General features: G+C 61.1%; 13 protein-coding genes and 1 tRNA gene. 8 read left to right on the forward strand and 6 right to left on the reverse strand.

Features of this window, described 5'->3' with window-relative positions; translation table 11 throughout:
- Window positions 1–20 precede the first annotated feature (20 nt).
- Genes IB268_RS20010 through IB268_RS20025 form a run of 4 tightly spaced genes read left to right on the forward strand, consistent with a single transcriptional unit; the run spans window position 21 to window position 3,621 of the window.
- Window positions 21–1,610: a hypothetical protein gene (locus IB268_RS20010; protein ID WP_192354695.1), complete on the forward strand. Its 1,590-nt coding sequence runs from the start codon at window positions 21–23 to the stop codon at window positions 1,608–1,610.
- A gap of 48 nt (window positions 1,611–1,658) precedes the next feature.
- Window positions 1,659–2,276, forward strand: coding sequence for a hypothetical protein (locus IB268_RS20015; RefSeq protein ID WP_192354696.1), 618 nt, complete (start codon window positions 1,659–1,661; stop codon window positions 2,274–2,276).
- A 12-nt stretch (window positions 2,277–2,288) separates the two neighbouring features.
- Window positions 2,289–3,284 (forward strand): hypothetical protein, encoded by a 996-nt coding sequence (locus IB268_RS20020; protein ID WP_192354697.1) that lies wholly within the window; start codon window positions 2,289–2,291, stop codon window positions 3,282–3,284.
- Between the two features lie 22 nt (window positions 3,285–3,306).
- Window positions 3,307–3,621, forward strand: coding sequence for a YkgJ family cysteine cluster protein (locus IB268_RS20025; protein WP_370540027.1), 315 nt, complete (start codon window positions 3,307–3,309; stop codon window positions 3,619–3,621).
- 507 nt (window positions 3,622–4,128) lie between these two features.
- Here the strand turns inward: IB268_RS20025 and IB268_RS20030 are convergent.
- On the reverse strand, window positions 4,129–4,608 hold the full coding sequence (locus IB268_RS20030; RefSeq protein WP_192354698.1) for a helix-turn-helix domain-containing protein: 480 nt from the start codon (window positions 4,606–4,608) through the stop codon (window positions 4,129–4,131).
- A gap of 159 nt (window positions 4,609–4,767) precedes the next feature.
- Here IB268_RS20030 and IB268_RS20035 point away from each other — a divergent pair, with 159 nt between their 5' ends.
- Both IB268_RS20035 and IB268_RS20040 read left to right on the forward strand, forming a co-directional pair.
- Window positions 4,768–5,454 carry a hypothetical protein gene (locus tag IB268_RS20035; RefSeq protein WP_192354699.1) on the forward strand — a complete coding sequence of 229 codons (687 nt, stop codon included), beginning with the start codon at window positions 4,768–4,770 and terminating at the stop codon, window positions 5,452–5,454.
- A 114-nt stretch (window positions 5,455–5,568) separates the two neighbouring features.
- On the forward strand, window positions 5,569–5,910 hold the full coding sequence (locus tag IB268_RS20040; RefSeq protein ID WP_192354700.1) for a helix-turn-helix domain-containing protein: 342 nt from the start codon (window positions 5,569–5,571) through the stop codon (window positions 5,908–5,910).
- Window positions 5,911–5,960: 50 nt separating this feature from the next.
- Here IB268_RS20040 and IB268_RS20045 read toward each other — a convergent pair whose 3' ends face one another.
- The 4 genes from IB268_RS20045 to IB268_RS20060 form a co-directional block, all read right to left on the reverse strand.
- Window positions 5,961–6,899 (reverse strand): replication initiation protein, encoded by a 939-nt coding sequence (locus tag IB268_RS20045; RefSeq protein ID WP_192354701.1) that lies wholly within the window; start codon window positions 6,897–6,899, stop codon window positions 5,961–5,963.
- A 156-nt stretch (window positions 6,900–7,055) separates the two neighbouring features.
- Window positions 7,056–8,255, reverse strand: a complete 1,200-nt coding sequence (locus IB268_RS20050; protein WP_192354702.1) for a site-specific integrase — start codon at window positions 8,253–8,255, stop codon at window positions 7,056–7,058.
- A gap of 246 nt (window positions 8,256–8,501) precedes the next feature.
- Window positions 8,502–8,577, reverse strand: a tRNA-Lys gene (locus tag IB268_RS20055).
- Window positions 8,578–8,728: 151 nt separating this feature from the next.
- Entirely contained in the window at window positions 8,729–9,475 is a 747-nt protein-coding gene (locus IB268_RS20060; RefSeq protein ID WP_192354703.1) for an SDR family oxidoreductase, read from the reverse strand.
- A 115-nt stretch (window positions 9,476–9,590) separates the two neighbouring features.
- Here IB268_RS20060 and IB268_RS20065 point away from each other — a divergent pair, with 115 nt between their 5' ends.
- Complete coding sequence (locus tag IB268_RS20065; RefSeq protein ID WP_054457553.1) at window positions 9,591–10,208, forward strand: TetR/AcrR family transcriptional regulator; 618 nt, start codon at window positions 9,591–9,593, stop codon at window positions 10,206–10,208.
- Window positions 10,209–10,212: 4 nt separating this feature from the next.
- On the forward strand, window positions 10,213–11,802 hold the full coding sequence (locus IB268_RS20070) for a sensor domain-containing diguanylate cyclase (RefSeq protein WP_192354704.1): 1,590 nt from the start codon (window positions 10,213–10,215) through the stop codon (window positions 11,800–11,802).
- A gap of 3 nt (window positions 11,803–11,805) precedes the next feature.
- On the opposite strand, the gene IB268_RS20075 is transcribed toward IB268_RS20070, so the two are convergent.
- Window positions 11,806–13,893, reverse strand: coding sequence for an AsmA family protein (locus tag IB268_RS20075; RefSeq protein WP_125472058.1), 2,088 nt, complete (start codon window positions 13,891–13,893; stop codon window positions 11,806–11,808).
- Window positions 13,894–14,149: the final 256 nt, after the last annotated feature.

Raw genomic sequence — 14,149 nt, forward strand, 5'->3', positions numbered from 1 at the left:
AATTCTTGAGGTGCTGCCCAATGAAGGAAAGTAAACAGGCCGTCGCACTGGAGCCTGGCGACGACGCGAAGCGAGGCCCAGCCGAGCAAGAGGCAATTTCGGGTGACGCTATCCGCGCCGGCGTGTCCATGTCAGCAAGGGAAACGGTTGGCCGCTACGGCAGCGCCGGAGCCGAGTACATCAAGGGTTACCGCGGCGTCGACAATGATACGGGCCAGGTGTTCGCGAAAGGCCTGGACGGAATTTCCAAGCACAAAGTCAATGCCAATCCAGTCGAGGCCGTAAAGAACATCAAGCAGCAGGCTGGATATTCGGCCGAAGTGGCCACGACTAGCCGCGACAATGCAGAAGCCATCATCGCCGGATCGAAACAACGAACCGCCCGTTCGGACGACCTTGCGCAATATGGCCGAAATCACAACGTCGTGGACCGCGTCCAGGTTATAGACGGCAAGATCATCGACGGCACACAGACCCAGATGAAGTTCGTCAGCGACCGCAATACGTTGTTCTCGGACATCGCGCGGGAGAATGGCTCGTTCGCTCGATATCGCGGCGTGAAGATCGAACTGCCATCGGAACAATATGCCGACGCTCAGCAGTTCTGTCGCGAGAAGGCCGAGATTTTGCGTCGCAACGCCTTGAAGGCGGAACAGAAGGGCAGACCGCCCGAAGTGGTCGCGAAGCTTCAGCGAGAAGCAGACAATTACGATGAGCTTGCCGAAAACGTCCGCGATAGTGGATTGACAACCAAGGATGCCATCTTCTATCGCGAACATCCAAAGCGCGCCACGATGCACGATATGGCGCGAACCGCACACCGAGCAGGAATGCAAGGCGCGAAATATGGGGCGATTGTCGGCGCCAGCGTTTCGCTGCTGAAGAATGCCTTCGCCATTGCACAGGATCGCATGTCAATGAAGGAGGCCGCGGAAGAGTTGACGATGGATACCTTGGCGGCGGGCGCAGTCGGCTATGGCACAGCTGCGATTGGCGCGGTGACGAAAGCAATGATGCAGCAATCCACGTCGCAGCACATACGGATTCTAGCGAACACCAGCGCTCCCACCCTAGCCTTGAATGTCTGCATATCCCTCGGTACCTCGATCAAGCGCTACGCCACTGGCGAGATCAACGAGACCGAGTTGCTTTCCGAGATCGGGGAGAAGGGGGCCGGCATGTTGTCGTCGGGAATGATGGCTGCCCTCGGGCAAGTCGTAGTACCCATCCCGTTCGTCGGCGCTGCGATTGGGGGCATGGTCGGCTATACCTTGTCCTCTGTGTTCTACCATGCCGCGCTTGATGCTGCGAAGAGCGCCAGCCTATCGCGCGAGCGGCTAGCGCGTGTGCAAGAGCTCGAGGCGGCAGCGCGCCTGCAACTGGCCGCCGAACAAGCCGCGCTGGACGCGTTCATCACCCGCGAAATTCCTTTGCTGCAACAGGAAACACGGCAGATGTTCCTTGTAGTTGATGGTCTGCGAGGCAACGGAATCGATGATTTCGTCTCCGAGATTGATCGATTCGCGACTCTACTCGGGAAGCAGCTGCAATTCCAATCTAAAGCCGAATTCGATTTCTTCATGGCCAGCGACGAACCGCTGCGTCTGTGAGCACCACACACCGACCAACTATGGCACATCCCAAAACGGAGGCTCTCCATGCTGCTCAAGCAGCTTTCCGACAATGACAAGCGCGTTTTTCTTCGTCTGGCCGAACTGGTCAGCCTGTGTGACAGACCCATGCTCTGGAATGGGAAGCCCAGAGAAGAAGCCACTACCGCGGATTTCAAGGCGGACGCGATTTCGCTTCAATGGCATAAGCAAGTATTCGAAGCGATGAAAGAACTGGCTTCTGCGCTGATCGGAGATGCGAATTTTAAGACCGTTGGCATGCTGAAGCCCGTCGCCGACAAGACCGCCGCCGCGTGGCTTGGACTTCATCAAACCAGCGTATCCGAAGAACTCATCCGGCGTCTTGAAGCCAAGCCGCTGACGGCAGGGGGAGATTCCGCTGTGCGCGTAACAGTGGCGACAGACATCCTGCGAGAAATTCTCAAGGACCACAAAGCCGCGACGCCGTCGTTGCCCAAGCTGATGCTGTTCGAGTTGTTCTTGCTGTCGCTGGCCAGCGGCAGCATCTCGAGCGTGCAATGGCAGGTGCTATCCGAATTCAAGCATCACCACCAACTCGAAGACTACATCGTCGAAGATCTACTGGCGCGGGCGCAGAGCACCCACATCGAGGCCCAGAAGACCATCGCAATTATTCTGGAATAAGGAGCAGGAATAATGGCTGTCCCCATCATCCTTGGCGCTATCGGTATTGGTTCCGCACTTTACGGCGCCTACAAGGGCGCAACCGGCGCCATGGACCACAGCAGCGCAAACGATATCAACGACGACGCAAAGTCCATCGTTGAGACGACCCAGAAGCGGGTCGAATCCATGCGCGCATCCGCGCACGGCACTCTCGAGGACTATGGCGCGCGCAAGCTGCGGGCATTCAACGGCGTTATCGCCGAATTCATCGAGACGTTCGGCAAGCTGAAGAATGTGGACGCCGTCCACTCGCCGGAATTAGACAAGCTCCAGCTTGGCGACTTCTCGGCATCAACGCTACAAGGGCTGCGCGACGACTACGCGTTGCTAAAAAGCTCCGGTCTCGGCTTGGGGAGTGGTCTGGGTGGCGGTGCTGCCCTGGCATTCGGCGCATACAACGGCACCATGTTGCTTGCGACAGCGAGCACCGGCACGGCGATCTCGACATTGAGCGGGGCGGCGGCCACCAATGCGACCTTGGCGTGGTTGGGCGGGGGTTCGCTGGCAGCAGGTGGCGGCGGTATGGCGCTCGGCACCATGGTCTTGGGCGGGATGGTGGCAGGACCCGCGCTGGCGATCTTTGGGTACATCGTCGGTAGTAAAGGGGAAGAGGCGCTGAACAATGCTCGCAGCAACTTGGAGCAGGCTCAAACCTTCAAGAAGGAGGGAAACGTCGTATGCACCACGTTGGGATCCGTCCAGACTGTGACCAAGCTCGCCAACAAGGTCTTCTCTGAACTCAGCGGCAGATTGCGGCGTTCAGTGGGTAATCTCTCCAATATCATCTCCGAACATGGCGATGACTATGCCGATTACCCTGAGGTGGCGCAAGAGGGCGTCCTGCGTACAGTAAAGTTTGCGCAGCTGCTCAAAGCCATGATCGATACACCCATCCTCGACGAGGACGGCAAACTGATCCTTTCCACGCAGAAGCGGATCGAGGAAATTAGTGCCTACGCGGGCTGAAGCGACCACGCGGGAAGCAGCGGTGCCAGCCTCCACCGCTGGCGCGCTGCGCAGCTCCTTTCCATGCACCCAATGCGGAGCGTGTTGCAGGCAAGTCCATCTGGCCAATGAAACACGACACATGGATCGCGGCGATGGCGCGTGTCGGTACTATGACGACACTGCAAAGGTTTGTCTAATTTACGAGAGCCGTCCGTCGATATGCCGCGTCGATCAGTTCTACGAACAGCATTTCGTGCGAATTTACAGCTGGGATGCGTTCGTGGAAATGAACGTTCGCGCGTGTCGGCACCTCGCAGACTTGGAAACAAGGAATGCGACACAGCCCGACTGGTAGGTGTGTAGGCGGCGCGCAGTACGCTGCATCCGCAGCACGAGGCCAAAGAGTTCCGATAAGGCGATTGCGATTCGCTTTAAGGTCCTGATCGCATCACTGCAATCCACTGGATAGCTTGTATTCAATTGAGTCAGCAAGGATTTCCAAGGCCAGCCGGTCTTACGCACCCTCTTGCTCGCGCCCATTGGGCAAAGGGCCCGGCTGGCTTTACCCGAGATCGAAATGATCTGCGTGAAGGCTCCTCTCTCGGTGAGAGCCAGCAAATCGAGGTCTGTCGCAAACGCATGGCGAAGCACATGAACGTGCTTGCTCCCGTGCGTCGCGACGCCATGCTTCCCCTCTGTCACACACACTTCCGTAGGTAGGCAAGCGAGGCCAGCGTTACGCGACGCGGTGTGCCGTGCTAGGCACCTCGCAAACACTCGCTAACTAGTGCTTAACGCCACAGCTGCGACGGAAAGCAGCCCTCTACTCATATCTTGAGAAGAGGGCCGAGTGGTTCACTACTTATTCCTGAATCACATACCTTCTCGACGTCCACCACGCATTGGATGAGCCCAAAAGATCCACTTGCTGCGCCCTTCGATGCAGAAGAACGACCAGTACCTTCGCCCGCACCGATAAAGCCCTCAGTTCCTCCAGCTGCACCTGTGCTTCCGCCGCTGATGGAGACGCGCAGACTGATACCAGCGCTTGATCCAGCCGCTCCTCTAACGGCGGAGCCTGCTCCAAAAAATCAGCAGCTGCGAGCCTACCCGCAAGCACAAAACCGGCAACAGGGGGCACTCGAAGATAGGCTGCCAAGCTCCTCAAATGCATATCGCTAACCTGTGCGATCGGCTTGTCACCATTCATCAACTGGGATAGGTAGCTCTGACTGATCCCCACCTGAGCGGCAACGTTGGACAGGCTGTCCGATCGTTCACGCATTGCTACGCGTAGCGCCTGCTTCAGATGCTGCCCTTTGGGTACTGCTTCCTTGCTCATGATCATTACCTCATCGATGGGCACATGCCCAGAGACGTATAGGTAGATATGAATCACGACAAGCCATTGCCGCTAGCGAGCTTTCTTCGCCTAGAGCAATACCGTTCACGTTCCAACTTGGGATTGGTAGCCTGGAGACAACTTTCCTGGAGAACCCTGATGATCCACTTTCACCCTAATGCCCTGGACACGCATCGTCTGGGCTCCCCCGCTAAACGCATTCTTCATGCCGCAATAGAACTTGGCATCGAGCAAGGAGAAGGCAGACCACATCGCCTTTCGATTGAAGAGCTTCTGCGACTAACTGGACTGCCCCCAGCAGCACGGCCGTTGATGCGAGACCTGCTGACCGAATGCACAAAAGCCCTGGGACTGCTCGAACCTGATGACAGCGAAGACGACGACGTGTTGGAAGCAAGCTGCCCAGTTTTCCAGTACCTCGCCGTTCACAACAACGAGGTCGTCTATCGGCTGTTTAGCCCAATCTACGGCCTGTCAGCGTTTGAGCTGCACCATTTGCTTGCACTTAAACCGGCGATTGCTCAGTCCGGCCTAAAGGTCGTGACGGGCCAAAGGGCACCATCTGCCGCCCCCGTGGGATTCAAACCGGGCCACCGGGGTATTGGCAGCGGCGAAACATCGCCGGGCGGTGCCATTGAAGGGTCCGAGGATTTTGACGAACCGATCGATTTGACCTTAGCTATTCAAACGCTCTGGCGGCTCGCTCACGAGGACGGAGACTTAGGCGCAGCGTACTGGACGTCAGTGATCAACCTACTCACGTCCGCCAGCCGAATGCGCATGGAGCTTCGGGAGCTGCGCTCTCGTGACAAGACATCTCGATGAGGCGCAGAAGTCACGCGTAGTCGCTTGCGGCCAGCCCCCGACTCCAACAGTTGCAAAGCATCGAAAATGCTCGTTTAATCGCTCTCAATTTCCATAAGGATTGATTTTACGATCATGAAGGTGCGGCAAAACAGCACACTGACGGCTGAGATCAGCGAACAATTGCGACTCCAGGGACGCCAACTCGCGCGCCTGCGACACGCTCGGCGGATCAAACAGATCGATGCCGCTCTCCGTGCAGGTCTTTCCCGAAACACGGCATACCGTATCGAAAGGGGAGACGGTGGCGTTGCCATTGGTCAGGTGCTTCGATATTTGGACGCGATTGTGCCTGGCGCGACGCTCAAAGACTTGCTGACCGAATCAGATCCATCGCTGGCTACCTTGCAGACCAAAGAAGCCACTAAACGCGTACGAGATTTGACTCTGGCGGAGCGGCAAGAGCTGGACTTTTGATGTGGTGCTTATGCCCGCCTTTGCCGCTGTCACCTGATATGGTTCGTGCATCACCCCCTTCCTTCCGCCCGCAACCACCGTACGATGGAGGACTGATTCATTCCGACCAATTCGGCGATCGTGCGGGTCGAAAGACCTCGACTTGCAGCGGCTATCGCCTGAACTCGCTTCTCCTGCGTAGCGCTTCGGCGTGCGACGCCCGAGGCGCGGCCACGAGCGGCCTGCCTATCGCGGAAGGCGCCGGGGGTAAACCTCTTCCATACCCACCGTGCGATGCTCCCCGCGATGCCTTTAACCTCGCCAGTACCCAGCGGAGTCGGAAAACGGACGTTCAGTGAGGCCGCCTGAATCAGCAAGTGGGCCAGGAAAGCGTCCCGACCATCTGGCCCCCAGTATGACCTGACCGTGGCGTAAGCTACGCGCCGCAATTGCTCAAAAAGTGCGCAGTTTCGACCCAAGCTAGCATATTGCATGTTCAACTGCCCTGCCTGCATCAGCGCGAGGCTTGGCAATTCGACATGCTCGGCCAGATCGCTCAGCTCGTAAACAGGGTCGTTCGCGGGCTCCCACAGGCGCCAAGCCGGGTGTAAAGGATTCTTCGCAAGAGGGCCTCGAAACGCCACATCGGCCCTCAGCACACGGTTGTAGGCATACTCAATCGCGGCGAGGTACGCCAGCGGTTTGGGCCGCGCAGCTTCCGTTACGCAGACCGGTTCGGCCAGCGCGTAGCCGTACTGGGCATGCCCATTCATTGGGTTTACGACAACATAAGTTGGCGGCGGTAGATCGCAATCCTGCCAGGCGTGCGAAGCTGCTGGCCGATCAATATCCAGTTGCAGCCAGAAGGCCTGTGATGGCTGATTCAATTGGAGGTATGGGAGGTCGAGCGCAGTCTTGAGCGGTCGAACACGCGAAAGATACTTCTCTTGCCCGCACCACGGCCGACGTGGTGCGGACGATTCAATACGAGCACGCAAAGATGCTGACATGGCACATCCAAATGGATTGCCACAGCGAAATCTTCGATGTGTCCTCGGTAATACGTACTGCTAGCTATGTGTCCTTACCGCTGCGGAAGTGGGTATTGGTCGCGAGCCAAGACGTCTGGGTAGTTCCTCGTCCCACCCTGGCTCGCGATGATTGCCTTATGCGCTGCGGGCAGCGCTACCAACAGCCGCGGGAGTCCGAGAGAACTCGACATGGATCACGTTATCCGGCAGGGAATCGGCAAGACTGAAGTACGCGCCATGGAGCTCCGACGTGACCTCAGGCTGCCGCGGCTCCGCCGCGTTGCTGGCCGCCAGCTGTGTTGGCGCTGGGAGCCCAGAGCGCGCTGCCTCCACTTGCCTCATCTTGGACGCGAGCTCTTGAGCAGATGGGTTGTAGTAGCGCATCGCCATCTGCAAGGTCTTCCATCCCATGATCTTCGCCAGCTCCTGGGGCATCATGTAAGGAGCAAAACGACTGGCCGCCTCGTGACGCAGATCATGAAAGACCAGATCGACAATCCCAGCACTTTCCCGTGCAGCCTTAAAGTCTGCGTCCAGCTTGCCAGTCTCGTAGTAGCCAGGGATGACTCGATCGCCTTTCCTGGGTAGCCCGCGGAGCACGCGTACGGCTTCGAAGTTAAGACCGACTGCACGCTTGCTTCCGTTGCGTGCCTTGGTCAGCTTTACCACCCCGTTCACCAAGTCGACTTGGTCCCATGCCACGCTCAGCAACTCGCAGGCGCGCATACCGGTGGCCAAGGCTAGGCGAATCGACGCCAGCAGCCAGATTGGCTCTTGCACGTCCTTCGCGCTGACAGCGCTTTCGAGCAACCGCGCCTCTTCGTCACCGACCAACCGCCGTTCTCGCCCCTCTGGCGGCGAAGGGCGCTTCACGTCCTTCAAAGCGTGATCGAGCGGCCAGCCCCACTCCTTCTTGCCGATGGTGTAGAGATGCGAAAGCAGCGCAAGCTCCAATCGGACGGTGTTGGCACTGCCCACCTGTCCCATGCGCTCGTTACGGTACATGGCGAAGTCCGAGGCGTGAAGCTGGGTGAGCAAGCGGCCCGCCAGCGGGTGCTTCTTTAACAACCGGATGCGGTTACGCTCATTGCGCTGGCCGCCGGGAGCTTTGGTCGGTACGACTTCATCCATGTACCGATCGAGCGCGTCGCCCAGCGTCAAGTCCGCCACAACCCGCCGGTCGCGAAACACACCCTTATCCATCTTGCTTTCTTGGTCGCGCGCCCACTCCCTGGCTTCGCCTTTGGTCTCGAACGTCTCGATCTGCCGGGGATAGCCTTTGCGGCGGATGTCTGCTTGGTACTGGCTTTCGCCACGCTTTTGGATGTTGGCCATGGTGCTTATCTCACGATGTTAAGAGGTGATGTATAAGCGCCAACGCAGGGCATAATTGCTCTCTGGATGCCAGCTTGCAGAAAACGCCCAGCAAACTAAGCCCGATCTTTTTTGCAACAGCGACCGCCAGCCACCGTCACGGTCCGCTCAAAGACCGTAGTGCGGTCAAAGTGCGGTCAAAATTCCCAGAAAGCAAAAAGCCCACCGCTTTCGGTGGGCTAAGTGCTTGATACTACTAGAGAATTCTGGTGGGCTGTGAGTGGCTCGAACACTCGACCTACGGATTAAGAGTCCGCTGCTCTACCAACTGAGCTAACAGCCCTGCAACTTCACTCAGTCTCGTCCGCTTTGCTGCGCGTTGTTTAGTCCGCTGCCGCTGCGTTTCGTTATGTGTGTAGTGCGAAGAAGCAAGATTATATGCAGCTTTTTTGGTTTGTGCAAGTCAGGTGGAAAAAACTTTTTCCAGACCGGCCTCAAGCCGCAAATCCGCCGTCCACCGCCAGGCTCGCGCCCGTGACGTAGCGCCCTTCCGGCCCGGCCAGGAACGCCACCATGCCGGCGATGTCACGCGCTTCGCCGTAGTGCGGCAAGGACAGCACCGCCACCAGATCCGCCGCATGCGCGCCGTCGGCGGGATTCATGTCGGTGTCGATCGGGCCGGGGTGCACTACGTTGGCGGTGATGCCACGTGCGCCCAGGTCGCGCGCCAGGCCCTGGGTCAGGCCGACCAGCGCGGACTTGCTGGCGGCATACAGCGCGACACCGGCGCGGCCCGCGCGGCCTGCCAGGCAGCTGCCGATGTTGATGATGCGTCCGCCGTCCGGCATGGACGCCTGTGCCGCCTGGATGGCGACGAAGGGCGCGCGCACGTTGATGTCCATGGTGCGTTCGTAGTCGTCGAGGCTGGTCTCGCCGATCGCGCCGGTCAGGAAGATGCCGGCGTTGTTGACCAGCACGTCGATGGGGCCCAGCTCGGCGATGGCCCGGTCGACCGCGCCGCGGACTGCGGACGCGTCTGCCGCATCTGCCTGGATGGCGAGCGCGCGGCGCCCGTCCACCGACAGTTCACGCGCCAGCGCCTGCGCACCGGCGGCCGAGGAGGCGCTCACGTAAGTGAACGCCACGTCGGCGCCATCGGCTGCAAGGCGGCGCACGATGGCGGCCCCGATACCCCGGCTGCCGCCGGTGACGAAGACAATTTTTCCAGTCAGATTCGGCATTGCGATACCCATATTTGTAGTGATCAGTACAAATATATTCGCCGAGCCCTCCACCGCCCGTCAACTATTTTTTTATCAATCACCACAAAAATCCCTGCCGGGTAAAATCACGCCTATGGCAGAACGTGGGCGCCCCAGGAACTTCGACCGTGCCCAGGCCTTGCGCAAGGCCATGGACGTCTTCTGGTCGAAGGGATATGACGGAGCATCGCTGACCGACCTCACGGCGGCGATGGGCATCAATTCGCCCAGCCTCTATGGCGCATTCGGCTCAAAGGAAGGACTATTCCGCGAAGCGGTGGAGCTCTACCGCGAGACCGAGGGTGGCTCGGCCCGGCGTGCGCTGCAAGAAGCGCCCACGGCGCGCGAAGCCATCCAGTCCATGCTGCTGGCGTCCGCCGAACGCTTCACCGCTCCCGGCACGCCCTCGGGCTGCATGATCGTGCTGAGCGCGCCGGCAGGCTGCGTAAATCCGGCCGGCGTGGGCGACTTCCTGGGCGACAACCGCCGCGACATGCAAAGCCGCATCCTGGCCCGCCTCAATGCCGGCGCCTCGCATGGCGAACTGCCGGCCGGCGCCGACCTCAAGAGCCTGGCCGCCTTCTACACCACCGTGCTGCACGGCATGTCGATCCAGGCGCGCGACGGCGCCAGCCGCAAGACCTTGCAAGCCGTGGCCAGACAGGCAATGAGAGCCTGGGACGCGCTGACCGAAAGCATACCCAACGGATAACGTCATGTTCCGGATCAATCTGCGGCATCTCATCCTGTGGATCAGCTTGCTGTCGGTTGTGCTCGCGCTGATGGGCAGCCTGCATGCCAGCTACCTGGTGCAGCGCGACCTTCTGCTGCGCACCGCGCTGGAACTCAATCAGGCCTACGCGTCCAAGCTGGCTTCCGTGACCGACGTGTTCCTGACCGACCTCAGAAACTATCTGTCGTATAGCGCGGAAATGCTGGCCGACATGGAAGTGCACCCCGAACACATGGTGGCCGAGACGCAGCGGCAGGAACGGCAACTCGGCCAATTCAACTCCACGTTTGTCGTGTCGCCGCAAGGCAGGGTACTGGCGGCATCGACATCGGACCGCGCGTTGCTGGGCCAGCAGCTGAACAGCGAGGCCGTCAGGCGCGCGCAGGCAACCTTGCTCCCCACGGTCAGCCCTCCGTTCCTGGACCTCAAGAACCGCTGGCTGATCCTGTACACCCACCCTATTTTCTCGGCCGACCACCGCTATCTGGGGTTTCTCGGCGGCACGCTTTACCTGCATGAGCACAACATGCTGGATCACCTGCTGAGCCAGCACTTCTACCGCGGCGACTCCTCTCTTTACGTCATCGATCGCAACGGCACCCTGATCTATCACCCCGACCGCGGCCGGTTGGGACAAAGCGTCTCCAAATCCGACGCGTTCGCCCCCGCCTTGCGAGGCGAAACCGGTGAAATGCGCTTCACCGACGACGACGGCCACGCCTTGCTGACGGGCTATGCGCCAGTGCCCGGCATGGGCTGGAGCATCATCGCGCAACGCCACGTCGACGCCACGTTGCAGCCCCTGGGCGATCTGCTTCTGACCACGGCTCTCCATACCCTGCCCCTGCTGCTGCTTTCCGTGGCTTCCATCTGGCTGCTGTCGCGCTGGATCGCCCGGCCGCTAGGCGAACTGGCCGGCATCGCCAAGCACATGCAGAACGCGGATTCGGCGGATCGCATCCGCGACGTGCGCTCCTGGTACTTTGAAGCCGCGCAACTCAAGCGCGCGCTGCTGGCGGGCCTGTCCTCGATCCATCACAAGATCCGCGACCTGCGCCGTGAAACCACCACGGATACCTTGACGGGCCTCTTGAACCGGCGAGGAATGGACGAGGCGCTGGCGCTGCTGCAAGCCGAGAAGCAACCGGTGGCCGCCGTGGTCATCGACATTGACCACTTCAAGCACATCAATGACCGCTACGGCCACGCGGTGGGAGACCACGCACTGCAGTCCCTGGCCAAGCTGATGGGCGAAGGTTCGCGCAGCGGCGACACCGTGGCGCGCGCCGGCGGCGAAGAGTTCGTCATGCTGCTGCCCGGCGCCCCCCTGGAAGCCGCCATCGCGCTGGTCGAGCGGCTGCGCCAGCGCATTGCCACGGAGCCGGGTGCCGTCGCCACGCCCCTCACCATTTCGGCAGGCGTGGCGGCCTACCCCGCACATGGCGCGACGCTCGACGCCGTACTACAGCGCGCCGACCAGGCGCTCTACTACGCCAAGAACCATGGCCGCAACGCCGTCTGCGTCGCGGACGACGATGCCCAGGCCGGAGCGCGCCGGGCCTCGCCGGCCTGAGCCCTATTTGCCTTTGGGCTGAGCGGGCGGCGGGGCCTTGGGCGGCACGCGCATCTCCTTCAGCAAGGGGCCGCAGGCATTGTCGTCGGTGGTGCTGGGCGCAACCAGCGCCAACAGCCCGGCGGCCGGCGTCAGCAGTACGCCCAGGGCCACCATGCCCGCGCCACGCGCCGCCAGCGGCAACACATGCACGCCCACGTCCGGCGATCCGAACGTACCCCGCACATACAAGGGAGAGCGCAGCGAGAAGATGCGGAAGCCCTTGCTGTCCGGGGTGATGTCCAGGTCCATCTTCTCGTTCTTGAAATCAGCCGTGCCGGTAATGCTGATCAGCGCGTTCTCGGTGTCGAACACGAACACGCGCGGCGTCATGACGCCGTTCTTCATTTCCAGATCGGCCGCGCCGCAATTGATCTTCACCTCGTCGTCGCCGAACAGCTTGGAGACGACGTAGTTGCCCACGTTGAGCCCCGCGATCTCCATCAGGCTGCGGCTGATGACGCCATCGTTGACCAGCATTTTCACATCGCCCGTCGCCGTGCCCAGCAAGGCGGCCACCGAATTCCCCGCGCCGCTCACCGCCATGTCGCCATTCAGCTCGCCCAGCGTTTTCTGCATGGCGGCTGTGGCGGGAAACAGCTGCTTGAGCCGCAGGCGGCGCGCGCTGATGTCCACGCGCCCGGTCAGGGTCGAGCCGGAGCCGTCCAGCCGTATGGTGGAATTGATGTTGCCGCCGGCCATGCCGAAGCGCAGGGGGTCGAGCGTCAGCTTGCCGTCCTGCAGCACCAGGTGCACGGACAGGTCCGACAGCGGCAGCTTGCTGTCGTGCACGATGCGGCCGGCGTCCAGCGCAACGTCCGCATCCATGTCACGCCAGCGGTCCGTGCGGAATGCCTGCGTGGGCAGCACCTTGCCGCCCTTGGGCTTGGCCGGCGCGTCCTTGGCCTTGTCCGTTGCGGCGCCCGCCACCTTGCCCGACGGCACGCCGATCAGCGGCCCCAGGTCCTCCATGCGCAATTGTTTGGAGGAAAGCTTGCCGGTCAGCTTGGGCCGGGGCATACCCAGTGCGAAGCTGATGTCGCCATGCAGATCGCTGTTGCCTACCTTGCCGTTGAAATCCTTGTAGTCGAACACCGCCCCGCCGGGATTGCGCAGCTTGGCCACCAGATGGCCGTCAGTGGAATACGGCGGCGTGTCCGGCAGGGTGACACCCGTCAGCGGGTACAGCTGCGCCATGGACGCGCCCGACAGCTTCAAACGCAGATCCAGCGAGCCAAGATTGACCGGATCGGTCAAGGTCCCCGCGACTGACGCCCGGGTACCGCCGATGGTCACGTCCGCCTGCACAGGAAAAGGCTGGCTGGCGTCCTGCAGGGCAAGCATGCCGCCAACCTTGCCTTCGCCCTTGGTGGCCAGGCCCTTGAACTTGCCGTCCAGCTTCCAGCCGAATACGTAGTCGCGCGGCGACGTCGCGGCGCCACCCTCCGGTGCCGCGAAGGCCGCCCCGGCTACGTCCGCGAACGGCACTGGCTTGCCCAGCGGATCCACCATCACGGTCAGGTCCGCCTTGAGGACTTCGTCCACCAGCGCCGCGCGGCCCTTGTCAAAGCCGATCTCGTTGATGTCCAGCACCCAGGGCGAAGGCTCGCCGGTTTCTGGCAACGTAAATTCCCAGTTGGCGCGGCCGTCAGCCAGGCGCTGCAAATCGGCGGCGGGTTCGGTCAGCTGGATGCGGCGGATGACCACGCGCTGGCGCAACAGCGGCAGGAGCGCCAGGCTGAACTCGCCGCGCTTGAGGGTTGCGAACTGGGGGGCCTTGGCCCAGGGCACATTGGCCACCGAGATATCGTTGGCAATCACATGCGGCCATGGCACCCAGGCCCGCCAGCTGCCTTCATCGGGCTCGCGAGTCCATTTGACGCTGAGATCGCCGTTGATGGCAAAGGGGCGTCCGATCGCGGCGCTGGCCCGTTCGTTGATGAAGGGCTTGGCGCGGTTCCAGTCGAAGGTGGCGATCACCGCCACCAAAATCGCCACGAGGAGCGCCGCTCCCCCTACAATCCCGATCGCTATTTTTCCTGAGCGCGTCATGGTTATTATCCTTGGCATTGCGGCCGGCGCACCGCTACCGGCCCTCGTTACCTTTAAGGGTATCGCGGCCCGCAGGGCCAGCCAGGCTTTCCGGCCCCATAATGTGTGCGGATTTTTCCTCGCCCGGCTCTCCAGGCGGTGGCGCCCGGCGCGTGCCAGCCGGGGTTTGCGCAGCATGGCGCGTGCCCAGCCCTGGGACGGTCGGTTACAAACCGAAATGGCTTCCTACGGCGAAATGTGACCCAGACGTCGGCGC

The sequence above is a fragment of the Achromobacter sp. ACM01 genome, from assembly GCF_014851745.1.
Lineage (GTDB): Bacteria > Pseudomonadota > Gammaproteobacteria > Burkholderiales > Burkholderiaceae_B > Achromobacter > Achromobacter aegrifaciens.